The organism is Nostoc flagelliforme FACHB-838 (genome assembly GCF_014698065.1).
Classification (GTDB): domain Bacteria; phylum Cyanobacteriota; class Cyanobacteriia; order Cyanobacteriales; family Nostocaceae; genus Nostoc; species Nostoc flagelliforme_B.
This window is the reverse complement of record NZ_JACJSI010000088.1, coordinates 1-25,210: the sequence shown is the minus strand read 5'-3', so window position 1 is coordinate 25,210 and position 25,210 is coordinate 1. Positions and strand designations below refer to the sequence as shown.

Below are 25,210 nucleotides of genomic sequence, written 5' to 3'. Positions count from 1 at the left end.
GCGATTATTCACCGAGGGATTTCTCAGCCCACGCGATCGCGCTCTGTTTGGCATCTGCCTGTTTACTGGTTGTCGCGTATCAGAAGCGTTGGCCCTTAAAAAGACTGATATCAAATCAGGAACCATCACTTTCCGAAAATGTACCACGAAAGGCAAGTACAAAACACGGATTGTAGACATTCCACCAGCACTATCCGCAATACTGGCTGATTACCAACCGAAAATCGGGGTAATGTTCCCAGGTATGCGCGGTGTAACTGAACGCCTGACCCGATTCATGGCAGACAAAATTCTAAGAGATGCCTGCAAGCGGATTGGAGTTGAGGGAGTCAGCACCCACTCGTTTAGGCGAACTGCCCTCACGCAGATGTCCAACGCCGGGATACCTTTGAGAACTATTCAAGAAATCTCTGGTCACAGTGACCTGGGGACATTGCAGCGCTATCTAGAGGTCACGCCAGAGCAGAAGCGAAAGGCTGTTTCTGTGATTGGGTTTTAGATTCTGGTTTTCCTTTAATAAGCAATAAATTTTAAAAATTAGGACTGTGTTCATAATCCCAGCACTTCCCATCATGCCAGATTCTACTAGTGTGTTCACATTCTGATTGATCGTAGATCCAAGGAATTAAATATCCTTATTATTCTTGTGTAGACCAACAATTTTACTATTCTTAATATTTCTTTTTTGCTTAAATGTATCAATGTCCTTTTCGCCAGATAAAAGAAATTTTAATAACGACTTGCCTTGAAACTTACAAGTTTGTGTTATTCCGAGCATGGTCAAATACGAGTGAGTGAAAGACTCAAAGAAAGACCCCGATATGTCTCGCTGCTTTGTAAAATGTCTAATAGCACTTTCAGCCATATTATTGTGCCAAGCTATTCCATCCTCCTCCATAAAAATAAACAATTTTTCTTGATAACGAATGAATCTTTTTTGGTATTTCATAACCAATTCTGAGTGATAAAATTTATCATTAATAAAATTTAAATAAAAATAATCAATATTCTTTTTATATTTTTTAAGATATCGGCTTTTAAAGCCATATCTTTCTATTGTTTCAAAAATAGGCAATATTAAATTCTTAACTTCTAAAATAAAAATTTCAAACTCAGCATCAAATGGCGATTGCAAAAGATCGTCATTAAGATTACGAATTAAGTGAACCCAACATTTCTGCTGTCTACATTGAACTGAATCATATCCGGCATAGAAGTCTGAAACTAAAATGCCATTATAATTAGCTAGTAATTCATGAACAATATTTGCTTCTCGTGTGTTAGTTAGCTTAAATATTACGTGTTTATTCGTTGTGAAAACCCATACATATTGATCAACCCCTCGAATGCTAATTGTTGTTTCATCAACATGAATAAACGGACTATCTAAAATATGTTGATGAATTATCTTCTCAGTATCATAGTAGTTGAAAGCAAAGGATTTTATACATTCTGTTACTGTAGTGAGTGAAACCTTCTCATTAAATTGTTCCTCCATTAAGTTCACAATATTTTTGTAAGATAATCTTAAAACAAGTCTTTGGTAAACTATCCAGGATTGAAAAGCATGACCGAAAAGTTGATTACCTCTTTTATTGATTTCTTTGGGATAATAGCGAATATTACAGGCTCTACAATAACTTATTGCTCCCGAAAACTTTATAACTGATTTCCTAATACCATTTTTTGTAAAAACAAGATTAATCACAGTTTTTTCAGCTGTTTTGTTCAAATTTTCAAGTGATTTACCACAGTTTAAACAGCTTTGTTGTGCAGTTAAATGAACTATTCTTCCTGCTTTTGGAATTAACCTTTGATAACCAATGCTTATTTTCCTTTGCTTGCTAGATTTAGGCTCATTTCTCTGAAACTTTATCTTACTCTTATCATAAGAAATATAGGCAAACTTTAAAATTTCTTTGAACTGTTCATGAACCTCAATACCATTTTCTGTCAAATTGTTTTTAATATAATCAGGAAATATGACATCTAAGCCAATAGTATCTCTAAAAAGTGAAATCTTCTCATAAAGTAACTTTAAAGCATTACAATCGTCATAATTGTATTTAATTAATAACTTTTTATATTTATCACTTTGTACTTCTTCCCATTCATACCGCCAAACAAGACTTTGTAAGCCGGATGCATCCTTACATTCCCAAGAAGCACCGATAAAATTACCAATTTTCTTGAGATTATTAGAGAGTACAGGAAAGTAAATCTTGCCATAAATATATGAGTTTATATTGACTAATCGTTTTTGAATCGCCTCAACATCAGTCGAGTACTTTCTCGATAATTCATTAATCGCTCTTGGTTCGTAACTTCCATAATGATATATCGGGGCTTCAGGATATTCATTAATATAAGAGACTAAGGAATTCCAAATTTTTTCTTCATCATCGATTGTATCTGCCCAAAAGGAGTGATAAACACAGGCTGATTCCTGACATACTAATAGACCTATCAAATAGTGGAAGTGTTCATCGGGTATGCCCTCAATATCTAGGAATAACTCCATTTTTTTTCTGGAAACTTCTGGTAATACTTGCACATATATTTTATTTTCTCTAATAGCTAAGGCTTGTAGTTCTAAATTATCTTTTAAATAAGATTTGGTAATTTTTCCCTTTTTTTTACTTTTTCTAGGTTTGAATAGATAGGAAAGTTGATGAATTGTAAAAATACCTCTTCTGTTATATTTATAAATAGCTTTTGGAGAGATTCGGTCTAATAAGCTTAGATTATTCTCCTGCTCTGCTTTTTCTCTACATAAAGTTTGAAACTGGCACGTTGGGCAATGCTTATTAAGAATAACTGGAGGAGGTTCAACAGGAGGTCTTTGTATCCATTCCCTCAGAGGTTCAATTAACAACCTGAGCATTTTATAGCTGTTTGTAAGCTTCAGTTTATGGACTTCACCTCCCATGCTGATGATGATTCCATATTTTGTTGGCTGATTCTGGATTTGTTCCAGGATATACCCAATAAACAACAATTCAATTTTATGCTCTCTCGAAAGACTATATGTTCCTACAGTAATTGCTGGTTCATAACTATATTTCTCTAACGATGAAGTGCTTTGTCCTTTTATTAAAACATCACAATAAGCTTCTAATCCATTAACGGATAGGCTCGCTTCAATAAGAAAATCAATGTTCCTATTTAGTGTTTTGATGTCATATAGTTTCACTAGTGAATTATTCTGCTTTATCCTAGTTATATATTCCTCACGATTCCTAATTTTACGCTGTTCAAGAATGCGAATATATTCGGGTAAAGTCCCTTTATCTTCTGTGAAAAGAAGTAAGAAAGCTTTTCGAGGACATTGCGAGTAGGCTAGTACTACCTCAGATGTAATTATGTTTTTGTTCATAAGAGACTGTTACCAAGTGCAAACTAGAGGGTTTAGTTTAAAAATCTGGGTAAGTTCTACTTTAAGTCTCAAAGTTATATGTGATAAATAGTACTAAAAATATGTCTATAAATCTCTCATTCACAAATAATCCGTTGTGCCATGCTTTCATTTACAGTAGAGAGTTGACAAAACTACTGGTATTCCGTACCTTATGAAGGATGGGGATAATTTTGAATGGGATAATGACAAGGCAATTACCAACTGGCAAAAGCATGGTGTCAGCTTCCATCAAGCAATCAAAGCGTTTGACGACCCTTTTGCGGTTGAACGTTTTGATGATCGTGAAAATTATGGGGAAGAGCGCATCAACCTGATGGGTATGTGTGACGGGGTACTACTTCATGTAACCTACACCGAACGGGGACAGCGTATCCGTTTAATATCAGCCAGAAAAGCAGAAAAGTATGAAAGAAACGATTATTACCGCGAGAATGCACAAGGATGGGACGGCGGTTGAAGTGTTGCCTGACGGTAGTGAAAGACCCTTTCCAGAGCAGCCCATGCGTCCCATGACAGAAGAAGAAATTCACGCTGCGGCTATTAGCGACCCTGATGCCCGCCCTATGACAGAAGCTGAATTACGCAACGCCAGACGTGTTCCCCGTGTTAAAACCATGCGGCGCGCCTTGAAATTGACGCAGGAGGAATTTTCGGCGCGTTATCATATTCCGCTTGGCACTTTGCGTGATTGGGAGCAGGGACGCACTGAACCCGACCAAACCGCACAGGCTTACCTCAAGGTTATTGCTGCCAATCCTCAAGCTATTTATGAGGCATTGCAATTTACCCCGCACTAATTTTCAAAACAGATTTTTAGGCGCACAAAAAAATCAACGCTATGTTGCTAAAAAGGGTTGAGAAGCACATACAAATCGCTATGAAAGTTCCGACTCCAATGAAAATCAGAATGACTATGAAAATTTATCAGGAAGATTTAGATTGGGCGGTTTCCCAAGCCTAATAGTAAGAATATTGAGCTTTTTTTAGAACGTTTATTACCAGACACCGTGAGGCACTTATTACCCAGAGAGTAATAACCTCTTGCCTTTACTCAACATTTGTCAGCGTCTCCAGTTGTGCAAGTAGTTTTTCTATTTGCTTGCGCTTCTTCGGATCTGACCAAATGCGCGACTTCCTTAGTTTGGTAGTCGCAGCAGTAAAGCGCTCTTTGTAATCGTTAGACTCGGTGTTTGGGGTAGTGGCTGGGCTTTTCTTCTCACTAATGTGCTGTCTGATTTCGCTTAAAGATCAGTTTAGAACAAGAGCTTGTTCTAAAAAAGAGTGGGCTACAAATATACGTGACTTCGTTGACAAATGTTGAGTATGATTTAGTCCAAGCCCAAAAGTCAGAAAACCAGAAAACCAGATTTATGGTTTACCAGAAAGATGGACAGTCAAAAGAAAATTGTAACGATCACTGGGTACAAGGGTGGGGTAGGGAAAAGCACTACAGCAGTGCATCTTGCAACCTTCTTTAGTGAACTTGGTAAAACAGTTCTTGTAGATGGCGACCAAAACCGTACCGCCCTGGCGTGGTCAAAACGCGGATCATTCCCTTTCCCTGCTGTGGACGAACGCCAAGCCTTAAAAGTAATTGCCGATGCTCAATTTGTGGTCATCGACACCCCAGCAAGACCTGACTCCGATGATCTAAGGGAATTAGCTAAAGGCTGTGACCTTCTAATCTTGCCCACAAAACCGGACATCGTGAGCCTTGAGCCAATGCTATTGATGGTGAAAGATTTGGGTGAGGCAAACTATCGTTGCTTGCTTACTATTGTTCCTCCCTATCCCAGCAAGGAAGGTGAAACACTGCGTCAGGATTTGTTGAATGGAGGCATCCCCGTATTTCAGGCAATGATCCGGCGTACTGTCGGCTTTGAGAAAGCAGCTATGGCTGGTGTCCCCATTCGTGATGTTGATGACTCACGTTTAAAAACAGCTTGGGCTGATTACCTCGCGCTAGGTAAAGAAGTTATGGAGATTTTGAAATGAGCAAGTACGGAGATTTGATTAAAAAAGCCAGAGAGACGGAACCAGAAAACCAGAAAACCAGAAATACAGAAGACCATATATCTGGTTTAGCATCACAAGAGCCAGAGCTTGAACAGATGGTCAATCTCTGCGTCAAAGTCCCTATATCCCAACGTCGCTACTGGATGTCTAAAGCCAAAGAGCAGGGAATTACTGTAACCTCAGTTATTGTTGAGGCGCTAACCCAAAAGTTTGGGGAACCAGATAACCAGAAAGCCAGAAAACCATAAGGATAGTTTTTCAAAAACCTTGGTGAGGTGATGTATTGGAGTTTAAGCTTTACTAAAACTTAATTCTGACTATAAAGTAAGGAATTTTACTGAAGTATAATCTGGCAATATTCAACGGCTACAGACGTTTACACAACTATGAAAAAGAGTCAAGTTCAATTTTTAGCAATTTTTGTGGTGTCGATTATTATTGTTGTCTCATCACAAAGTTTTGCACAGACACCTGTACCTTCTCCATCTCCAGTCCCATTAACTATGCCTCTAAAGCGATCGCTCCTTAGAGAAAGTCAAAGAAATCTTTTACTTCAAGCAAATCACTCATTCTTTGTAGCGCAGACATCAAACGGCTCTAGTTCAAATAATCCTGACTTTTGGCGTGATCCAGCATGGCAATCAATAGGGGTAATTGTTGCAATCCTCCTAACCTTGCTAACTATATTTATTGGGTGGAAGCAAGCTCAAAAAAAATCCTTTTCGTATTCAATTTCTTCTAAAGTTAATGTTTTAGATATTGAAGATAGTATTAAGAGTAAAATTCAAGTAACTTTTGATTCCAAGCCTGTTAAAGATTTGTATTTGATAATTATTAAGTTTGTTAATTCAGGAAATACCCCGATTCAATCAAATGATTATTATCAACCAGTTACTATTGTTTTCAATAGATCGGCAGAAATACTCTCGGTTGAAATATTGGAGCAATCTCCCAATAATTTGGGTGTTGTCCCAGTATATACATCGCAAAATATAGAGATCCCAAAAATACTGTTGAATCAGAAAGACTGCTTTGACTTGAAGGTGTTGGTCACAAATTTTCAAGATTTAAGTGTTAACGGACGTATCGCAGGTGTGAAAGAAATTCAAGAGAAGGATAGTTCAAATTTAGAAGCATACAACAAAGTTGTGATTGCTCTTACTGCTATTGTTATAACTGCCTTATCTGGATTTTTGATTAACTTTCTACTAGTACAAAATGTCTCATTCTTTTCAAAGTCAGGAGAACTAATTACTACAGTTTTTGTAGCAATACTCGTAACTTTTCTACCTGCGGGTGTGGAGGTATTAACAAACCTAAAGAAAAGGAAGTAGAATATGCAGTAAATCAGTGTTTATACACTGCCTGGGTTCTAGATTTAAGAACTCGTGGCTCGGAGTCGGCGTTAGCGGAGTGGATCTTGCGGGCTAGTGGATCTAGTTGTCCCAACCAGTAATCTTTCTGCCCGTAAGAGCCACCGACTCCGAGAGCGAAGCGGTCACGAGTTCGTCGGGTCAACACGGCTACTGACGGGTCTACTCCAAAAATCGCATTCAATTCTTGTGATCAAACCTGACCTACTCAATTATCTTCAGTACAGTATTGTCTGCCTAGACACAATAAGACTACTTGATACAAAAATGAGTATTGCGGGTAGCAATAAGGAGTATTTGGGCGGAGAATTTCTGTAGGGCTGACAAGTGACGCTCACACCTTTTGGATCAAAAATGAGTATTTGCGCGTAATCTGAAACCAAATCATTGCTTAGAATCAACTCTTGAGCAAAACTATATCTTTTCTATATTACTTTATACTACATTTGTAGCCTAAAACCTGGACTCCACTTTTGAATTACACCAAAGCTATGCTGTAAACACCACTTATTACATACGCTTTATGTAGATTATAAGTATTGAAATAGTAGTTCTAAATACCTTGCCCAAGTGGTAGCTGTTGGGTAGCTCAACTGGTGACACACAGCTACCAGTTGAGTAGTAAAAAAGCGAGTTTTTGAAAATTTGATGATTCCCCAACTGGTAGCTATAGAGTAGCCCTACTGCTACCAGTTGAGCATAAGACATTTATTGAAAAATTCGGGCGTAATGCTGACTGAGAATGACTTACAGCAAAAAATAATCGCCTGTTTCATTCTCAATAACTTCAAAATTATTGAGAATGCATAATACACTTATGTTGCAATTGTGCTTCAATAATTCTTTCATTAACTTAACCCAGCCCACTTAACATCTGATTTTTTTTCTTCATGCCTGAATAGAAATTGTTCATTTTACAATCTCCACGCTTGTTAATAGAGATGAAACTTGTTTTAAGTAGTGAAATTGTCTGATTAATCACAGTTACAAATAGCAGACATTTTGCACCTAAAACCCCGATTCCTGTGCAAAATGTCTGCTATTTTGCACAGCTTATACACGCTTCTAACTGTTATAGCTGTCATCAAATATTGACAATCAGGTACAAAATGTCTGCTATTTTGCACATCGCTTTTTTGAAAAATTGCCCTCTAATACTTACTCCAGAAAACTTTTAGCCATTTTTATCAAACTGGCTCATTCTCAATAACTCTAAAATTATTGAGAATATATAATACGTTTGTGTTGCAACTGTACTTCAAAAATCCCGCTCAATCGATCAACTTCTTCAGTAAGTGAATCTGAAATTTCCACTGTGAGTTCAGGAGCCATCCTATATATTTAGCGTTAACTGAAATAGAAACTCGTCTAACGCAGCAACTACACTAAACACTTATAACCCCGTGAACTTAGCGTAGTTTAACCGTAGTAAATCAGTCTCATCCGACACTAATATTCTTGGCCGTCCAAAAGGACAAAAACAGTGGTTTTTTGTCCTTTTGGCCGTCCAATAAGCGCCAACCCTACTCAATTGTCATGCTCTGCTGACAAATGCCCACCTGTCAACGGCCGTCCAAAAGGACAGAAACTGGTCATTTTTGTCCTTTTGGCCGTCCACTGTTTTTGAAAAAAATCTTCTGTAACTTATATCCAGACTCAATTACAGCCACTTTTTCGCGCTATTTTTGTTGTCAATAAGTTGGGGTCTTATTGACAATGCGTAATCATGATATGTTGCAATTGTGTTTCAAAAATTATTTCTTGAGCTTAACCCACGAGTTAGGTGTACGCGGGAGCATGGCTCACAGACTAAAACCACGACTACGCTCAAGCTGAAGGCGTTGTTGTTCCGCCTCATAAAAATGAACTCTTAATTCCTGATTCCAATCAGGATAAGTCGGTTTAAATCTTTGACCAGAGGGCAACAATTCTAATACTGCATTAGCAGTTTTATCCCCCTGCTCATCGTTATTGAATGCCAGAACTACCCTATGACAATTTTTGAGAAATTCTAGGGGTAAATTGTTCGGGTCATCAGCTACCATAAACATTGTTCTCATCGATGGTTTGGCTCCTGTTTTGGCTAGGACATACACGCCTACTGACACCGCATCAATTGGTGAAGAACATAAGAAGACATTTTTAATCTCTTGTTGTGGATTCTGCCCCAAATTTATATGAAACCAACCATTTGAAACAGAGGTGTTTTGGTCATACTCAACAGTGTGATGATTATGTCCGGGGTTTGACCAAACTAATGCACCAGTTTTTTCGCCATCCAGATTACGTTTGATAAATAAAATCTGCTTTTGCTCATCGATGTAAAGCAAATTGTGGTTGTGTAATCTTTCAATAAAAGAATGTGGTATACCGCGTTTCTCACTCAAGTATTTATACAATTTTGGCCACAGAGCTATATCCTCTTGTGGTGGAGTGAACTGAGGCTGTTGTTGAAAGCGTTCAATATCCTGAAAGAGTTTTTCTAACTGCTCAACTGGGAGTGGTTTAACAGGTTTGAGCAGCAATTCATGAATAGGTTCATCATCACGTTCTGGTTGGTAGTCAACACCGCGATGTTTTTGCAGTCCAGGGAAAGTGTAAGCTGCACCTAGTTGTGTGCCACTGAAAGCCTGCCCATCTTTCTCGTAAGAAATGCCTTTAGATTTACCATTCCTAGTGAATCCTGTTCTTACACTGACACTAGCTTGTTGCAGCCGCATGAGCAGCGTTGGCATTTGGGGATTATCAACACTAGCCCTATCAATTGTCTGCTGAAGTTCCTCTTTAATAGTGCGTCCTGGTGGCTGCTCAAGTTTACCTAGTTCATATTCTTCTTGCTCTCGCCTTATGCGCCTGATTTGTCCGGTGCTGGGTGTGCGTTGAAGCTTCTCTCTACTGCCCTGCACTTGCACTAAATCATAGTCTTGCTCGATTTGTCGCAGGACTTTCTCAGAGCGTACATAATCCCAGGAATCATGCACTACTAGCCCCGTGTCCATCCTAATTCTGCTGGCGGCGTGGATGTGGTCGTCGTCGGTGTTATGGTGGCGAAAGATGACAAACTGATTGGCATCAAAGCCCATTTCTTTCATGTAGCGATCGCCGATTTCGCTCCACTTATCATCATCTAATTTATCACCCTTAGCTGCTGACAGTGAGACATGATAAACAACTCGGTCTGCATCAGAATTTAGTTGTCTTGACAGCTTAAACTCCCGCGCCAATTCTCGCGCATTTCTCCCGCTCATATTGCCGCCGATGAGTTTAGCATCTTCACGGGATTCTAAATAATCCAACAGCTTGCGAAAACCTCTACCCTTAGTCTGCTTCCCAATCATCGTCTGACTCTTCCTCTTCCGAATCTTCGTCTTCAATGTCATCTGAGGCAATGTCTCGTCTGCACTGATGCAACAGTTCTAAAAGTTCTCGTAACAGTTCTGGATCAGCAGGTAAAGTTCGCCCAATTTTTAGGGCTGTGTTAGTTGCCTTAACAAGCTGGTTTAGGTTGTTCCCGATTTGTCCTAATTCCCAATAGGTTTGCAGGCTAATTTTACTCAGTCGTTTGGGTAATGGACGCATCAACGCATTGCGCCTCATCATTTCACTTGCTGACATCCCCGCATCAAGTGATTTTATCCGCAGCAAGTCCAGTTCGATATTGCTCAATCTCACTGGGAAAATGTGCTTTCGGACTAGAGCTTTAGACTGTTTACGATTTGCCATAATTCGAGAATATCAAGGGACGTTGCGAGGGGGGTTTTTCAAGGGGGGTTTCCCCACTTGAACCAGTCTGCCGTTCGAGCGCAGCGAGACAAAGCGTAAGCTTTGAGGCATCGCTGGCTTCAAGCCCAAATACGGGGATAGATGAGGTGTTGTATGCTACGGCTGTACGGAGGACACAGCAGGAGGCTGGGGCGAGACTACAACGGCGTAGCCGTGCTGCTGAATATCCTACAATTTACAGGGGAGATAGCAACGGCATAGCCGGAATTTGAGATAATCAAGCAGGAGATAAATTCTGGTTCGGCGTAGCTGTAACAGGGGAGTGAAAACGGCGTAGCCACTATATGAAAATTCTCTGATTCAGCGTAGCTGCCACACAATATAATAGTCCGGCGTAGCCACAATACTAAAAAATAATTCAGCGTAGCTGTTTTAAGTAAAATTATCTGATTCAGCGTAGCTGTAATAGCCTGATTTTTTAGCATTAGCTTGAATAAGAAGACCAGCGAAGCTGCCACACTAAAAAATATAAGGCGTAGCCGTAATATGAAAAGGTAATTCGGCGTAGCCGCAATAGCCGTTTTTTGTAGGATTTTGAAAACAAATTGGTGCAAATTATTTCAAATAGCCGATAATTATCAGTTAATCAGGATTCACGAGATAACCATGAGTGAACATCAGAATTCAGAAATAATTACGAAAGAGAAGATTGATAAGGCTATCAATCTGCTGAAAGAACAGAAGCCAAAAGAACGAGAAGATGTATCGGACAGAGAGGCTATCAGGAAAATGAGACGGTACATTGAAAAGCTGACCTCTAATAAGTATGGCTACACTTACGATGAAGTATCGGAGATGCTGAAGGGTTTGGGGATTAATTTGGCTGGCAGCAGAATCAAATATTTAATCGGTGAGTTGAAGAAAAGCGGTCGTCGCCGTGATCAGGCATCTGATAACGGCAGTAGTACGTCAGATCAAGAGGCTACTGAAAATCAGAAAGAAGAAAAAGCCAGCAGCGAAGCTGAAGAAACACCTGTAAACAGTAAGAAGGGTAAGAGTAAAAAACAACTAAAAGCAGCTGAGACAGCAACAACATAGAAACAATGGCATCCTAGTTTTAGTCTTTGATCGGGTCAAGTTAGCCACATAATAGGAATCAATATGGGAGAAGCTAAAAGGCGTAAAAAGTCAGACCCAAATTGGGGTAAATCCGAAGCATTTAAAAAGTCAGACCCCAATTGGGGTAAATCCGAAGCATTTAATCATCCCAACAAACCTAAAATCACCTATTTGACTGAATCACATCCCGATTATCAAACCGCCTTTGACATTAAAAATGCTCACTACGCTGGCAAATCTCGTGTTTACCTTGTCCGCTTAGATTATGCCGATGGTGAATATTTTGTCGGCGCAGTCAACACATTCTTAGTCGGTACTGAAATTACAGTCAACGCCATCTGGACTCCCTACCCCAACAGCCAACGCACAGGTCTAGAAATTCTAGACAGTATCCGTCGAGATATTGGTTTAAAAGCTAGAGACGAAATGTTCCTTTCCGATGCTGTTCTGCTCAACTTTGAATCTGACTGAATAAATTAGCAGTTGGGTACTGGTGAGCGGACAAAATTTTACCCGCCACCACCAAACGGACAAGGGCAGGGTTAAATTTTGGTTGTTTGAGTGACGCACTTTCCACGCACTCTTAAATTCCTAAGAGCAAACAAAAAATGGGTAAAGGGAAACAGTGAGGAAAATGGTTCAGTCAGTTTTTGCATACCATTTGTGGGCGATTTGGGCTAACTGATCTAGAACAACGATGAGGTCTTGTGATTTTTCCGTTAAACCATAAGTAACTTGAGGCGGTATTGTTGGCTCATAAGTCCGATAAATGATTTCAGCCTCCTCAAGCATTCGCAATTTTTCAGTGAGAACTTTTGACGAAATACCCTCTATCTGACGTTTTAAAGCACTGAAGCGAGTAGGGCCATTATTACGCAAAATCCAAAGAATGTAGAACGTCCAAGTTCCACCAAGCACGTTTAACAACGTACCCATTGGGCAACTTACAGATTCTTTTAACTGAGTCATAACAATTCAAAATTTACAGTTAGAGGGAGAACTAGTGCCTTCAAGTAGTGGAGTTGCTAAACATACCCTTTACCCCGCCAAGTGAACTTGGCGGGGTAAAGGGGAAGGGGGAAAGGGTTTAAATCCCTTAACCTTTCCCCTTTTCCCTTTCCCCAGTCTGAAAAAGCGCATTTTTGGGTTGGCAGACTACTAGTGAAACTTGCAATAGCACCATGAGTTAGTTTCTTTAATGTGTCGCAGTTACTTTAAAGTACCTACTTTACATTTTTTATCAGTTACTTATAGTAAGTATATAGGGTTTATATAGTTTCTACCTTACAGATTCACCTTGTATCTGTCGTTAAGAAACTAAAACCTACGGTTAAACAGACAATTTTTATTCTGATATGCCTCCCTTACCTTTTTGACAAATGTCCTATAGGCGAGGGTAGTCAGCACATTATTCATCATTACTCAAAATAATCAAATTCAGTGAAATTCCGCAGCGATAGAAGGCGGGAGGAGTTTTGCTATGGGTTTGTTAGCACGCTCGTACATTGGTATTGCTAATCACACAAACAGGAGTTATACATTATGGAATTGCTAAAAAGCTTGTCAATTACCATAGTCAGTGCAGCATTCATGGTTTTGACAACAGCAACTCAAGCCAAATCTGTAACATTAACCTATGAGCGTAGTATTGGTAGCCCTGGATTTGAAAACGGAAATCTTTTTTTACCTCAAGGTATAGATGTACAACAACAAACAGGCAATGTTTTTATTAGCGATTCTGCTAATAATCGTGTCTCAGTTTTTGATCAAAACGGTAATTTTGTAAAAACTATTGGCAGTTTGGGCAGTGGAGATGGACAGTTTTACCAAACAGCAGACCTAGCATTTGATAAGCTAACTGGAAACCTTTATGTTGGCGATGTTTATAACAGCGAAATGGATGTCTTCGATGCTAATGGGAAATATCTTAAATCCTTTGGTAAATTCGGCCCACAAACTGATAGACCCTTCTTTGGCCCTGGTGGTATAGCCTTCGATGCGTCGGGTAATTTATATGTCAACGACTATACAGCAGATACGATTCAGGTATTTGATCGAGACGGTAATGTGATCAGAACAATTGGTAGCTCTGGCACTGCATCAGGTCAGTTTTTAGGGCCATCAGGTTTATCGATATCGGAGAAATCAGGTAACATCTATGTTACCGATTTTTTAAATAACCGTATTCAAGTCCTCAACTCACAAGGCGAGCCTATCTTGGTCTTTGGTGAATTAGGCAGCGAACCAGGGCAGTTTAATTCACCTGTTGCCATTGAAGTGGACGATCAAGAGAATATTTATGTGGGTGACGCTCTCAATAACCGTGTGCAGGTTTTTGATAAAAACGGTAATTACCTAACTTCTTTTGGTACAGCAGTTCCCAACGCTAACCCAGAACCTCTTCAACCAGGACAGCCTCAGCCAGAACCTGGACAGTTTAATTGGGCAGTTGGCGCACACTATGACAATGACAAGCTTTATGTCAGTGATTTCTACAATAGTCGCGTTCAAGTATTAAACATTAGTCAACAAGTACCTGAACCTACATCTCTGTTGGGTTTGGCTTTAGTGGGAATTGGAGCGGTGAGTGTTAAATTGAAACGTGAACGCCCTACTCAAAGCCAAGAAAGATAATTCTAAATTTATGAAAAATGGGGAGAAGTAATTATAATTAACTCCTTCCCCATTGCGTTTATGATTGTTGATTACTGACTTGTTTGGGCTGTGAACTTAAGCGGTCTAAAATATCTAAAACCTCTTGTTCAAAAGCGACTTGAGCGCGGTTGGTTTTACCACCAACATATAAGCGGTCGCCCTTGACGACTGCCTCACAACCTAAACTTGTAACCAAAGCTATAACCCTAATTCTTTCGTTTAAAAATTATTTGACTTTGCCTAAAAGGATATAAACTAGGCGAGATTTAACGATTGCTAAAAGGTTTACTGTTTCTGATTTCCTTTATGCACCTCGTCTAAGTCAGCCAAATTTTTATTACTACCGCTATTAAGACTATCTAATAGCAAGAGTAATAATTTTTTCGCATTGCAAAAGCCCCCCCAGCGTTGGGTAAATCGGCTCACCCAAGCTTGGGTGATTTCAGCAATTTTGGCTAGAGCCTTTTGTCAAATTTTCTGGTGTGACTGCCAAAGGTGCGTGAAAGCGTTGACTATAGCGTGGAGAGTCTGCTGGTCGCGGCTACCAGCTTAAATGCAGAAATCGCAGGCATCAACAACCTCTAATTTCACTCCTGGCAGTTCCGTGAGGAGAAAAGTAATGTCATAGTCAGCGCAGAAGTAGAATGTTAGCTCCACATTGGAGCGACGATGAGCGCGTAATCGGCCAATCTGGCGGAAACAGAAGGTTCGTGTCACCAGGTACACCCTTGTAAAGTTTTGTAAAAATGGGACATTTTTCGGCTCAATCCCCGCTTAGACCTGTGATAAAGGTTTCAAAATTCTTGGCAATGGTTGTTACCTTATAGTCTCTCTCTTGATCAACGTGAGCTACTTCCGGCTCGCCATTTTTGCCGCACTTGCGATAGTCCAGCATAATCAAATCGTGTCCGCCTGAAGGCGTGTCACAGATATAAACCCCAAAATCGGGATAGCCCCACTCGTTAATCCAAAATTGGTTGCCATTATCTCCGCACAGAGCAAAAGCTGAACTGTCAACACCAATCCCAAAAATTCCTTCTATTTCGATTCTATTTCCCCAAGTAGTTTCCTCAGTTGTCGCAAAGAAAGTTTTATTAGGTATACCTCCATTTCTCGTTTTCATTAGTTCAATATAGGACTGGGGTAGTTTGAAGCCAAGCTCTTTTTCAACTACTTCAATTAAATCGTAGATAACTGGTGCAGATTGATAGTTTTTGGCGTATTCGTTATCTGACCAGAAATTATTGAGGTCAAAGTCGATAAAGTATTTGTTCATATTTAAAGAGACAACTGATGTACGGACAACAAACTTATCGTTTAATTAGGCATCACAATCCCAATGCACCGGAACAAAGTCAATTGGTTGATGAGTAGCACGGGGTGTTTATGTCCGGTGATTGGAACCGTTCTGTCGCAGCGCGGCTTGGCTGATATGCGATAATAAAAGACATGAGCGAAAAAACGCGCCAGGAAGTTCTTGAGTTGGCACATAAACATAGTTTGGACATACAGGCAGATTCGCTGCAATTCAACGAATCCGGACTTGATTTCCAAGTTGTGTTGGCTACGGACACGGAGGGAGAACGTTGGATTTTACGTTTTCCCAGACGCGAGGATGTTCTGCCGTCGGTTGCTCAGGAAAAACGCACGTTAGAACTGATCGCTCCTCTTCTGGCTGTAGAGGTACCTGTGTGGATTGTGTCTACAAATGAACTCATTGCGTATAAAGCATTAAGCGGTGTGCCGACAGCCACGGTCGATCCAGAAGCAAAATGCTATCTTTGGGCAATTGACGAAAACAATGTACCTGAGCAGTTTCATCAAACGCTGGCTGAAGGCATAGCTTCTCTCCATCACATTAGCCTTGAAAAGGCGCACTCTGCCGGTCTTTTAATTGCGACCGCCAAAGAGGTGCGTGCGACCATGAAGCAAAGAATGGACGTGGTTAGAAGCGAGTTTGGAGTTGACCAGCAATTGTGGGACCGCTGGCAACGCTGGCTCCAGAACGATGTGTTTTGGTCGCATGAAACAGTGCTGACCCACGGCGATTTGCACGCTGGACATATTCTTATCAATGCACGGACAGAAGTAACCGGCTTTATTGACTGGACTGAGGTAGCCATTAATGATCCAGCCGTTGATTTTGTTGCCCATTACCATACGTTCGGCGAAGACGCTCTCGATAAGCTGATCGCGGCTTATGCTAAGGCTGGCGGGCGCGTTTTTCCCAAGATGGCAGATCATGTGACTGAATTGACTGCCTCTTATCCCGTTGCACTTGCGGAATTTGCGCTGAAGTCGGGACTGGATGAATACAAACAGATGGCTATGCAGTCGCTTTGCCCGAACAGATCGGAATGATTTAATTCACCTACGACTGTCTCGAATCCAGACATCCAGACTGCCAAAGTCCCTGACAGCGACAGAACAAGGCGCTGCACCCGACTGCCTTCAACCCTACGCTTCGGGCTTCCAGCAGCGGGTGAGCTTGGTCGTTATGCAGAGCTTGTCTTTTAGTGAGACGTTATAGTAAACAACTCAGTCTAGACGTGAGATAAAGGGATACTAGATGACTATACTACTTGCACCCTAACTCGCCTTCAAAGCACCTTACTCTTTACCGTAGAAAGCAGTAATCTTAATGCACTCATGCTGTACAAACCTCTGGTGGGGCGTTTCAAGGCATAGTGAACGGGACGCTCACTCAATGATTAAGTACGCAATGATGAAGGAGAGCATCTTTTATTACTGATAGGTCAGTAGAAATTAAAAATCGATAAATTTTAGAGCGTCACTGTCGAGTTACAGGTCACTTGCGACAAGCCAAAGGCACTTAGAATAGATTGGTCTGAGTACACTTCAGTGGGTAAACAACGCAAGATAATCATCAGCAAGTCAGCCAAAACTATCGGCGTGCAGAAGTTAAAAACCCGCCGCAGTGCAGTATTAGTAAAGATTGTGGCAACTTCAGCGACGTGTTCTAAGGCATCTTCTGGTGCTGACTCCGATTCAGCAATCAACATCGGGAAGTATGTACGCGCTAACCACTTTTCATCCTCGTCTAAGTCAGCCAAATTTTTATTACTACCGCTATTAAGACTATCTAATAGCAGGAGTAATAATTTTTTAAAGTGCTGCCAGCCCCCCCATCTCTGGGTAAATCGGCTCACCCATCCTTGGGTAGTGTCTATGATTTTGGCGATCGCCTTTTGTCCAATTTTCTGGTGTGACTGCCAAAGCTGGGTGAACGCTTTGACGATGGCGTGTCCCGTCTGCTGATCTCGGCTACCCGCTTCGGTGCATACAGAGCAGGCATCGACAACCTCTAACTTGATTCCGGGCAGTTCATTTAAGAGGAAACTAAGGTCATAGTCAGCGCAGAAGTAGAATGTTAGCTCCACATTGGGGCGACGATGAGCGCGTAATCGCCCAATCTCTTGGATGATTTCTGCACGGATCAGGTCTGTGAGATACTTTTGGAAAGCGCTGTTTTTATCTTCCAGGTTGACCCTTTCACCAGTCATCACCTGATATTGTGCTGCTAAAACACCGATGTTTTGGTAAGGAATGCCGAAACTTGCGATCGCATCACACTCACTAAACCTATTAACACCACGCCCATCGACAAAGTGACCGTATTCTGTGCGGCCCTCAGCTTGGGTTGCAATTTGTTTCCAATCGATAATCCCAAGGGTGGGGCAGAGTTTTTTCAAGGTTTCTTTGAGGGCATTAACACGAGCGCTTAGTGGAAGAGAGCGATTTTTAGGCAGTTTACCCAGCCCAGTGACGTTGACCACTTTTAAATTACCGTAGTCAGGGCGTTGTTGCTCAATGACTAACACAGGCTCATCGATGCCCAGTTTCAATTTCAATTGCTGGGATTTGAAAGTGGCATCAAGGTAAATATTAAATTTGGCAGAGTGGGCCAATTCAGTATGCTTGGGGTTTCGGCGGTAAATGCTGAGTACACCCCATTGAGACTGAAAACTACCATCACCCTTCCAAGCTTCTAGAAAGTCAGGCAACCAGTAATTAGGCAAGTCAAGAAACTCCCTCCCGGCTGTTCGTGCGCTGTCTTTAACTACCTTTTTGGCAGCATAACGAGCCGCAGAGCTTTTTTTGAGTTGTTTATCTTGGGTAATATCAATTGAGTCCAAGTCTTCTAAGAAAGTTAAATCAGGTTCTGAGGCTTGACCAATCGCTTCGATATCTAAGCCTGTGGGGAAAGGGGGCAGCAGCGCACGGATGCTGGCATCATCAAAGCCGTAGCGGTCATTCGGTTTAATTTGCTGAGTAAGCAGTTGGTGTAAAACTTTTAGTGCAGGTTGCAGCTGTGATAGAAGATTTGGTTCTAACAGTAGCAGCTTGCCGACAGTAGTTTCAAAATCGCCTCGGTTCACATCAACATTACGCACGGGCTTGATGAGTGTACCAGCTTCTTCCCATAACCGCCCAACGGTGAAAGTTTGGTCAGCAGCGTTAGTTAAGGTGACTGGTGTAGAGTCTGGGTGCGCTCTGAGTTCGGAGTGATTTTGAATAACTGTGCGCTTTTGAAAGCGGAAGCCAAAACCATCACCACTAGCGAAACGGCACTGATTTTTAAGGGAACAACCGCCACAGATGGGACTGATGCCGCTCTCTTCAAAATCAAGGCTGCTAAAATTCTTGCTGCGGAAGGCATTAAATAAGTAAGTTCTGTGGCAATTGCCGTCAGTGTCGGCAGTCTCACCCGCTTTAGTCCAGAGTTTAAAGTCCTGACCTGTAGGAGTTTTGCGGGTGGGATCTAGTTTAAAGCCGTTGTGTCGCACTGGCAGGTCAACGAAATTCGTCTCAATGGGCAGTGTGGACGGGTTTCTATGGTTGGCATCCTGGTAAATTAGTTTATCAACGCCGAATAGCCCCGCCGTTAATTGCCCCGCGTTGTAAGACTTGCCCAGTCCAGGGTGAGAATTATCTAAAATTTGCGTCCACCCTTTAGAAACAGCTTCCACCCAAGCAGCAATGTGTTCATCCGGCTGGCAGGAGATAGAGATATTGCCTGTAACTTCAGTTATGTACGGGATATTGCCGGGCTTGTAAATAATTACATTGGGCGAAGGCGTGTCAATTTCGGGTAAGGGCTTGCGTGTTGGTGGGGCTTTAAATCCTTTAAATATCGAACTAAATGGAGCGATCGCTTGCTTCAATAAATTTTGGAAGCTGCTCAAGTCCTCTCTGACTCGCCCAAGTTCCCACTGTTCACGGCTAATTACTCCTTTGGGCTGGTATGGTTCATACTGCCGTTGCGGGAACCGAAAACCATACTGTTTGGCAATGTGAAACAGTGTACCGATTGAGATTCCCCCACGTCTAAAACTGCGAATCTTAGCGTGGATGTTCCAAGTTGAACCCTTGATGCTGGGCGACCACTGTTCTGCTATAATTTCCGCATCCGTTGCCCCATAATGGTTAACCAGTGCCATCAACACCTGACGGCATTCGTCGTAGTTACCGCTTCCTGGGGTGCGCGGTGGGATGAATGAAAGCGCGTTCTGGATTAGCTGGTCAATGTCCCAGCCTTCAATGACAGAAATCTCACGCCACTCTTTACGCCGTGACTCAATTTCCTGAATTCGTAGTTGATACTCAATACGTTCCTGTTGCGCGATCGCGATCGCTTCACTTATCCATTCTGCTGGTAAAGTGGCTTCAGGATTGACTAGCGGGAATTCTGCCTCTGTGCTGCCGTAGAATACACGACTTGCATCCTTACAAGCTGGATCATGCGGTAACTGCTGCATGAGGAAGCGCGTACAAGCTTCTACAGTATCAGCGCCTTGGACATATTCGGGGAGAAGGAAAACCAACCGGAATTTATGCCATTCTGGTTTATGGCTGGCAGTCGTGTACATTAAAGCGCAGTATTTTTGGATGAAGGGATGGACTAGCGCTTCTTCAATGGTTAATTGGTGCTTGTAAACTTTGATAGAATTGCCGTTAGCGTCCTTAATCGGCTTATCATAAGCATCACGAGCGACATCAGAATTATCGATGTCAATTAGTAGCCAGTGAGAACCGATGACGTTAGCTTTACTCCGCCATTTACCACCTAGTAAGCCAGCACAGATAGCGTGACCTGCTTTGATGTGTTGCTGCACATCTTCTAGAGTGCCTTCTGTATCTTGAAAGTTGCCGGCCAGCTTCTTAAAGTCCCAGTCTTTGTTTCGACCTGTGGCGTTAAACGCGAACTTGATTTTATTACCTTCACCAAGCTCTGGTTCAACATCTAATGCTTCAGCACGTTTATTATTCAATTGTTGATGCTGAAGCGAGTTATTAAATTGTTGTAATGGTGACATTGAGCAATTCCTCCTTGATGTGTGGTGGAGGAATTGGAGCTATCCTTTGGCAGTAATCTTCTAATACAACCTTTCAGAAATATAAGCACAAAATTACTTAAAATTCCTGAATTACTTTTTGTCGCTAGGTGTGCAGTGTAACAAGGGCTTAACACTCCAATCATGTAAGATAAGATTACTATTAGGGATATTAATCCGGCGCTGAAAAAACCAGATACCCCAATTCCATTGGAAAACCTCGCTGTCCTACCGGGACGCGGGGTTTTCAGTTTTTAGCCTATTCGTACTTGGCTAACCAAGCCTTGATAAACTCGGTAACTTCCTCCTGTTGAATTACAAATGCAGTTCCTTTTCTTCTGAGAGCTAGAATTCTCATACTTCCAACTTCAGAATAAAGGTGTGAATTATGATCGTCGGCCGCTTTGGTGGGAGGCCATAAGACCAAAACTTTTGCTGAGGGCGTTTTTGTAGCTTCCCTTGAGGACATCCCAAACAAGTCTCTATTCTTGCTCAACCACTTCTCGTAATCTGCCAATTCAAGCAGTGGGCAAGGATTCCAAACTTTTAGTCCATGTTTGTCTTTCCTCTTGATCTGCAAAACCTCTCTAGCTTCGTTGTAGACAATCTCCTTATCTCCTATTGAGCGAATTGAAATAAATAGATGAACTTTTCGCTCAAATCTCACAAACAAGTCGATAGGGTTCTTGTCTTCTACCTTTAGCACTGGAAAGACTTGTATTCCCTCGCTTTTAAACTCATCCAAAAGTTCGGCTGTTAATTTTTCCAACCGTGCCAGTTTTTGAGTGGCTACCAAAGGCTTGTAAGCCAATCCAAAAAGTAACCAGCCTAACGGATGAACTATGCCACCTGTAGCCAGCGCAGCACCACTAGCCGCTAAAGCAACAGTCGATTCATAGTCTTTCGCCTCCCTAAGCATCTCTAACGCCGCTTCATTGTGCGGTGGGAGTTGAAAATTGCTTGGTGGGTCTTTTAGGATCAACATTGGCGACATCAAAAATTAATAGCTAAATCACTAATCACCTGTGTGTTGGCTTGCTGTTATCTGGCTGTGAATCAGAACTATCACTTTGATCTGGTCAAGCCTGCTGGTTTGTGGTTGTCCGTCCTGTCCTGATAATTCAGTCATGCTGTACCCTCACCTTTTTTTGGTTTGGCAGATTCATTCTGTTCTTGATGTTCTCTAACAGCTTGACTTAGCAAGTAAGCTGCAAGATTAGCTAATGGTCGTTCTTCTCGGTCTGCCCACTCATTAAGATACTGATAAACGTCATCAGACACGGTAAGTGTAATTCGCGGTCGTGCCATTAATTCAGAACTAATTGCTGTATACAGCATCCATCTTACTATCCAAGCACATTAAAGATACCATCTGCACTTAAAACACTAATAACACTTTTAATGCTATTTGCACTAATAGTGCTGTTAGTGCTATATTAGCACTAACAGGCAAGCCAAAAACAGCCACCCAACAAAGGCAATAGAAGCCAGAAAGTGATGCTATGGCTTGCCCCTAACTGGATATCTGGATTTAAGGCGATTCCGCCTCTAAATTCTCCAAATCCAGGAAAATCAAGACTTTAACAATTATCTGAACCATGACAACCACATACACCAATGCCAAAAATTGGCTAGTTCAAGCAGACTTGTTAGCCAAATCCGGGCTAACTGACCTCATCGCCGGAAAAGACTCAGGTGCAGGGTATGGCAAAGCAATCATCGGTGATTTTTCGATCATGATGCCTGCCGCATACTCACTTGTTCGCAACCGAAACATCATGCACCACGAAACCATCTCAAAAGATGGGGCATGGGTGCGTTATGTAGAAGGAACGTGGCTTGACTTAAAAGATGTTCAATTTTTCTGGGGCAGTGCGGCTCTAGCTCAAAGTGACCACACCCTGCTGCACGACGACAAAGCCAAAAAAGCAGAACTAGCACTAGAAAGCATCCTTGCAGACTTAGCAGTTCTGAATATTCCCGATGGGGTTAAACTTTCGATTAGTTTGAGCAACCACAACCCCGAACGCTGGGGCCAAGAGATTAAACGCCGAGTAGAAGGGACTCACACTTTTGAACATCTGCACCCACTTACTCGTTCCATTGTCACCAAGACAGTTGAAATCGTAGTTACTGGCATTTATCCCGAAGGGTTTGGAAGCATTGCCCACTGCTTATTCGGTGAAGCATCCCTGGTACTTGACCCGTCAGAATTAGCGATCGCACTCGATATCGGTTCATCGACTTGGTTGATTACCGTGTTTAACGGCAGTGGTGCAGTGATTGACCGTCACCTGATAGAGGGTGGAGCGGGTGAACTGCACACCATGATTGCAGAAACCCTCGACAAGCGAAACGACCGAGTGAGCTTGCTATCCAAGGATGTGAAGCACTCGCCCAGTTTGGTGAACCAGGGGATTATCGAAGGGACTTTCACTTATGGAGGCAACCACCTCACAGGTAAGAAGTTTGAAACCGAGTACAGCCAATGCCTTGATCAGTGGTGGAGTAACAGGATTGAGAAATTCGCCAACTTTGTGACTGCTGGCAATTATCTAGACCGCGCTAAATACCTTGTCGCCTGGGGTGGGGGTGTTTCCTTGCCCGTGGTGGATCAAAACTTAGCCGATTTAGGCTTTGTAATTTTGAATAATCCCCAATTCATCAATGCTTTGGGGTTGAAACTATTAACTCAAATTTCTTTGGGAGCTTAATTAATGAATTACGAATCTCGGCGTATAACCATCTCCTACCTAGCAGTAATTGAATTGTGCAAGATTTTTGATTTACCCCAAGACGCACCGACACAAGCATTATCAGCAGGTGTAGAGAAGTTGGTTTTTCAACACGGCAATGTCCAAACATCACCCAAACCCGAAACAGCGCCATCTACACAGCCCAATAAATCGGCACTTAGCGCAATGGTCACTAATTTCAAAGGGGCAGCATGAGCAGAACCACATTCAGAAACACGGTTTTAGGCATTGGAGCAACAGCAGCAGCGATCTCCGTTGGCTATTTCGGAGTCCAGCAGCTTGGCAGAAACAATATGTTTACCATCGCCGCAGTTGTGGGTGGTGCAGGGGCCATCAGCTATGTACTTCAGAAACCGAGTCAGCCAGAAGCACCAACCGCACCAATCAAAACTCAAAGGAAAGGGAAAAAGTCATGAGCGACCAAGACACCCAAAAGACAAAAACCTTGCCTAACAACAACCGAAATCATGACCATCATCTTGGGTTGCGAACAGACTCTAAGGTTTGTGCAAGCATCGCCAAATTATCAACAAATCGAAGCCTCCGAAAAGTTCAGTACATCGAATGACCTGCGTCTGGGTGATGCTGTGCAAGCTTTGATGGAGATTCACGAAGCAATCCTAAATATCGAGTTTTATTCCCAAGTCGAGGGACAAACTTATGCTTTCAACGACAACCTTAGTGCGTAACCACCTGTACGAATTCCGTGGTCAACAACTGCGCTACAGCCACCGTTCTAATTGTCGAGTCAATGCCCCTTTCATTTTCAATGACTCGAAAGGCAGAAGAAAAGAATTAAGCCAAAACCAAGTGCAGAGAGAGGTTTTTGAACTTGTTGAGTTTTGTGAGAACTGATAATGAAGCGATCGCTCCCACCGACCAAAGTAAGTGCAATCGCCTCATCCGAAAGTGCATCAAGTACACATCGTTACAAGGATTCTAACAAATGGCACTTGATTACAAAAATCCCAATGATTGGGGCAAATCGCCTCTGACTGACTCCGCCCTAAGAAAGCAGCAATTCAAAGCGGAAAATCCTGAACAATGGGCAGCAATGATTTCGGCAGATATTGAGGCACTTTCCACACCATTAGAAGACAGTGAAGATTACCCACCCTTCACCGGAACCGAATTCTTAGCAACTCATGAAACCATCGATGACCATCCATACTCTGCTGCATTTGGTCAATTCTTGGGTAATGGGATTGACGCGGACATTGCAAATATATTGGCATTTGGTGAGAAAAGATTTGATTTAATCTCTGATGATTTTGACGATCCCATAAGGCAACTGGCAACGAGAATCTATAGCCGATTTGAAGAGATGGGTTACTGGGATGAAGTGCCCCAAGAGTCGAGTGATATCAACTACGACTTAATACCTTATTAGGAGAATAGCGCAATGGATTTTGCAATACGTAATCCGGTAGTTGGTCATGCAAGCCATATTGATGAAAAAGCGCAATCTTGGGGAGGGTTTGAGTCTGATATTTTGGGCTATCTTTCGGATATAAATAAGCTTGAACAGTTTGCCGATTATGCGAATAATGCCCAAGAATTATCTGACCGATTAGAACCATTTCTGGACAATGCCAAGGTCGTCTTTGAGGCAATGGAGAAGTTAACAAAAGGGCAAGTAACTTGGACAGAACTTCGTAAACAATACGGCTCTCATGTTGCGGGTGCTATCGCCAAAATTCGCAAACTCAATTCGGAATTTGATTCGGAGATGAGTAAAATAGATGCCCAAGATAGAGCGGATCTACTGCGAATTGATCAGAAACGTAAACACGC

General features: G+C 41.9%; 28 protein-coding genes and 1 pseudogene. 18 read left to right on the top strand and 11 right to left on the bottom strand.

The genetic code is table 11. The features are described from left to right. A partial coding sequence (locus tag H6G97_RS28125; protein ID WP_190943854.1) for a tyrosine-type recombinase/integrase occupies positions 1-499 on the top strand: 499 nt, incomplete at its 5' end. A gap of 126 nt (positions 500-625) precedes the next feature. Here the strand turns inward: H6G97_RS28125 and H6G97_RS28120 are convergent. Further along, positions 626-3,376: a TM0106 family RecB-like putative nuclease gene (locus H6G97_RS28120; RefSeq protein WP_242055315.1), complete on the bottom strand. Its 2,751-nt coding sequence runs from the start codon at positions 3,374-3,376 to the stop codon at positions 626-628. 193 nt (positions 3,377-3,569) lie between these two features. On the opposite strand from H6G97_RS28120, the gene H6G97_RS28115 reads away from it, so the two are divergent. The 5 genes from H6G97_RS28115 (at position 3,570) to H6G97_RS28095 (ending at position 6,768) form a co-directional block, all read left to right on the top strand. Further along, positions 3,570-3,875, top strand: a complete 306-nt coding sequence (locus tag H6G97_RS28115; protein WP_190943853.1) for a BrnT family toxin — start codon at positions 3,570-3,572, stop codon at positions 3,873-3,875. Further along, positions 3,850-4,215 carry a helix-turn-helix domain-containing protein gene (locus H6G97_RS28110; RefSeq protein WP_199349704.1) on the top strand — a complete coding sequence of 122 codons (366 nt, stop codon included), beginning with the start codon at positions 3,850-3,852 and terminating at the stop codon, positions 4,213-4,215. The genes H6G97_RS28115 and H6G97_RS28110 overlap by 26 nt, the downstream gene beginning before the upstream one ends. A 589-nt stretch (positions 4,216-4,804) precedes the next feature. Continuing rightward, on the top strand, positions 4,805-5,413 hold the full coding sequence (locus H6G97_RS28105; protein ID WP_190943852.1) for a ParA family protein: 609 nt from the start codon (positions 4,805-4,807) through the stop codon (positions 5,411-5,413). Next, on the top strand, positions 5,410-5,682 hold the full coding sequence (locus H6G97_RS28100) for a hypothetical protein (protein ID WP_190943851.1): 273 nt from the start codon (positions 5,410-5,412) through the stop codon (positions 5,680-5,682). Before H6G97_RS28105 ends, H6G97_RS28100 begins: the two co-directional genes overlap by 4 nt. 255 nt (positions 5,683-5,937) lie before the next feature. After that, positions 5,938-6,768, top strand: a complete 831-nt coding sequence (locus H6G97_RS28095) for a hypothetical protein (RefSeq protein WP_190943850.1) — start codon at positions 5,938-5,940, stop codon at positions 6,766-6,768. A 13-nt stretch (positions 6,769-6,781) separates the two neighbouring features. Here H6G97_RS28095 and H6G97_RS28090 read toward each other — a convergent pair whose 3' ends face one another. From H6G97_RS28090 to H6G97_RS28080, 3 genes are all read right to left on the bottom strand, one after another. Next, positions 6,782-6,991 (bottom strand): hypothetical protein, encoded by a 210-nt coding sequence (locus tag H6G97_RS28090; RefSeq protein ID WP_190943849.1) that lies wholly within the window; start codon positions 6,989-6,991, stop codon positions 6,782-6,784. A 1,618-nt stretch (positions 6,992-8,609) separates the two neighbouring features. Further along, positions 8,610-10,145 carry a relaxase/mobilization nuclease domain-containing protein gene (locus H6G97_RS28085; RefSeq protein ID WP_190943848.1) on the bottom strand — a complete coding sequence of 512 codons (1,536 nt, stop codon included), beginning with the start codon at positions 10,143-10,145 and terminating at the stop codon, positions 8,610-8,612. After that, complete coding sequence (locus tag H6G97_RS28080) at positions 10,126-10,530, bottom strand: plasmid mobilization protein (protein ID WP_190943847.1); 405 nt, start codon at positions 10,528-10,530, stop codon at positions 10,126-10,128. Before H6G97_RS28080 ends, H6G97_RS28085 begins: the two co-directional genes overlap by 20 nt. Positions 10,531-10,676: 146 nt before the next feature. Here H6G97_RS28080 and H6G97_RS54890 point away from each other — a divergent pair, with 146 nt between their 5' ends. From H6G97_RS54890 to H6G97_RS28070, 3 genes are all read left to right on the top strand, one after another. After that, on the top strand, positions 10,677-10,802 hold the full coding sequence (locus H6G97_RS54890) for a hypothetical protein (RefSeq protein ID WP_277883341.1): 126 nt from the start codon (positions 10,677-10,679) through the stop codon (positions 10,800-10,802). Between the two features lie 394 nt (positions 10,803-11,196). Further along, positions 11,197-11,628 (top strand): hypothetical protein, encoded by a 432-nt coding sequence (locus H6G97_RS28075; protein WP_190943846.1) that lies wholly within the window; start codon positions 11,197-11,199, stop codon positions 11,626-11,628. 63 nt (positions 11,629-11,691) lie between these two features. Beyond that, positions 11,692-12,120: a hypothetical protein gene (locus tag H6G97_RS28070; RefSeq protein WP_190943845.1), complete on the top strand. Its 429-nt coding sequence runs from the start codon at positions 11,692-11,694 to the stop codon at positions 12,118-12,120. A 168-nt stretch (positions 12,121-12,288) separates the two neighbouring features. Here H6G97_RS28070 and H6G97_RS28065 read toward each other — a convergent pair whose 3' ends face one another. Continuing rightward, positions 12,289-12,618 carry a winged helix-turn-helix transcriptional regulator gene (locus H6G97_RS28065; RefSeq protein WP_190943844.1) on the bottom strand — a complete coding sequence of 110 codons (330 nt, stop codon included), beginning with the start codon at positions 12,616-12,618 and terminating at the stop codon, positions 12,289-12,291. A 573-nt stretch (positions 12,619-13,191) separates the two neighbouring features. On the opposite strand from H6G97_RS28065, the gene scyF reads away from it, so the two are divergent. Continuing rightward, positions 13,192-14,283 (top strand): scytonemin biosynthesis PEP-CTERM protein ScyF, encoded by a 1,092-nt coding sequence (gene scyF / locus H6G97_RS28060; RefSeq protein WP_190943843.1) that lies wholly within the window; start codon positions 13,192-13,194, stop codon positions 14,281-14,283. Between the two features lie 58 nt (positions 14,284-14,341). On the opposite strand, the gene H6G97_RS28055 is transcribed toward scyF, so the two are convergent. The 3 genes from H6G97_RS28055 to H6G97_RS28045 all read right to left on the bottom strand — a co-directional run bounded on the left by H6G97_RS28055 (position 14,342) and on the right by H6G97_RS28045 (position 15,580). Then, complete coding sequence (locus H6G97_RS28055) at positions 14,342-14,500, bottom strand: hypothetical protein (protein WP_190943857.1); 159 nt, start codon at positions 14,498-14,500, stop codon at positions 14,342-14,344. Positions 14,501-14,853: 353 nt separating this feature from the next. Continuing rightward, positions 14,854-15,021, bottom strand: coding sequence for a hypothetical protein (locus tag H6G97_RS28050; protein WP_190943842.1), 168 nt, complete (start codon positions 15,019-15,021; stop codon positions 14,854-14,856). A 46-nt stretch (positions 15,022-15,067) separates the two neighbouring features. Beyond that, a complete protein-coding gene (locus H6G97_RS28045; RefSeq protein ID WP_190943841.1) occupies positions 15,068-15,580 on the bottom strand; it encodes an SMI1/KNR4 family protein in 513 nt (170 codons plus the stop codon). Positions 15,581-15,753: 173 nt separating this feature from the next. On the opposite strand from H6G97_RS28045, the gene H6G97_RS28040 reads away from it, so the two are divergent. Continuing rightward, positions 15,754-16,665: a macrolide 2'-phosphotransferase gene (locus H6G97_RS28040; RefSeq protein WP_190943840.1), complete on the top strand. Its 912-nt coding sequence runs from the start codon at positions 15,754-15,756 to the stop codon at positions 16,663-16,665. A gap of 422 nt (positions 16,666-17,087) precedes the next feature. Here H6G97_RS28040 and H6G97_RS28035 read toward each other — a convergent pair whose 3' ends face one another. The 3 genes from H6G97_RS28035 to H6G97_RS28025 all read right to left on the bottom strand — a co-directional run bounded on the left by H6G97_RS28035 (position 17,088) and on the right by H6G97_RS28025 (position 21,998). After that, positions 17,088-20,642, bottom strand: coding sequence for a PriCT-2 domain-containing protein (locus H6G97_RS28035; protein WP_190943839.1), 3,555 nt, complete (start codon positions 20,640-20,642; stop codon positions 17,088-17,090). A gap of 277 nt (positions 20,643-20,919) precedes the next feature. Continuing rightward, entirely contained in the window at positions 20,920-21,645 is a 726-nt protein-coding gene (locus tag H6G97_RS28030) for a hypothetical protein (RefSeq protein ID WP_190943838.1), read from the bottom strand. A 140-nt stretch (positions 21,646-21,785) separates the two neighbouring features. Then, positions 21,786-21,998, bottom strand: coding sequence for a ribbon-helix-helix domain-containing protein (locus H6G97_RS28025; RefSeq protein ID WP_199349702.1), 213 nt, complete (start codon positions 21,996-21,998; stop codon positions 21,786-21,788). A 260-nt stretch (positions 21,999-22,258) separates the two neighbouring features. Here H6G97_RS28025 and H6G97_RS28020 point away from each other — a divergent pair, with 260 nt between their 5' ends. From H6G97_RS28020 to H6G97_RS27990, 7 genes and pseudogenes are all read left to right on the top strand, one after another. Beyond that, a complete protein-coding gene (locus H6G97_RS28020) occupies positions 22,259-23,374 on the top strand; it encodes a ParM/StbA family protein (protein WP_190943837.1) in 1,116 nt (371 codons plus the stop codon). Positions 23,375-23,377: 3 nt separating this feature from the next. Continuing rightward, on the top strand, positions 23,378-23,611 hold the full coding sequence (locus tag H6G97_RS28015) for a hypothetical protein (protein ID WP_190943836.1): 234 nt from the start codon (positions 23,378-23,380) through the stop codon (positions 23,609-23,611). Next, a complete protein-coding gene (locus tag H6G97_RS28010; RefSeq protein ID WP_190943835.1) occupies positions 23,608-23,832 on the top strand; it encodes a hypothetical protein in 225 nt (74 codons plus the stop codon). Before H6G97_RS28015 ends, H6G97_RS28010 begins: the two co-directional genes overlap by 4 nt. 51 nt (positions 23,833-23,883) lie before the next feature. Beyond that, on the top strand, positions 23,884-24,105 hold the full coding sequence (locus tag H6G97_RS28005; protein WP_242055311.1) for a hypothetical protein: 222 nt from the start codon (positions 23,884-23,886) through the stop codon (positions 24,103-24,105). Then, the gene (locus H6G97_RS28000) at positions 24,077-24,271 is read left to right on the top strand and encodes a hypothetical protein (RefSeq protein WP_190943856.1); all 195 of its coding nucleotides are present in this window, start codon (positions 24,077-24,079) and stop codon (positions 24,269-24,271) included. Before H6G97_RS28005 ends, H6G97_RS28000 begins: the two co-directional genes overlap by 29 nt. Before the next feature lie 91 nt (positions 24,272-24,362). Continuing rightward, a complete protein-coding gene (locus H6G97_RS27995) occupies positions 24,363-24,806 on the top strand; it encodes a hypothetical protein (protein ID WP_190943834.1) in 444 nt (147 codons plus the stop codon). 12 nt (positions 24,807-24,818) lie between these two features. Beyond that, positions 24,819-25,210: pseudogene (locus H6G97_RS27990) on the top strand (hypothetical protein); the annotation flags it as partial.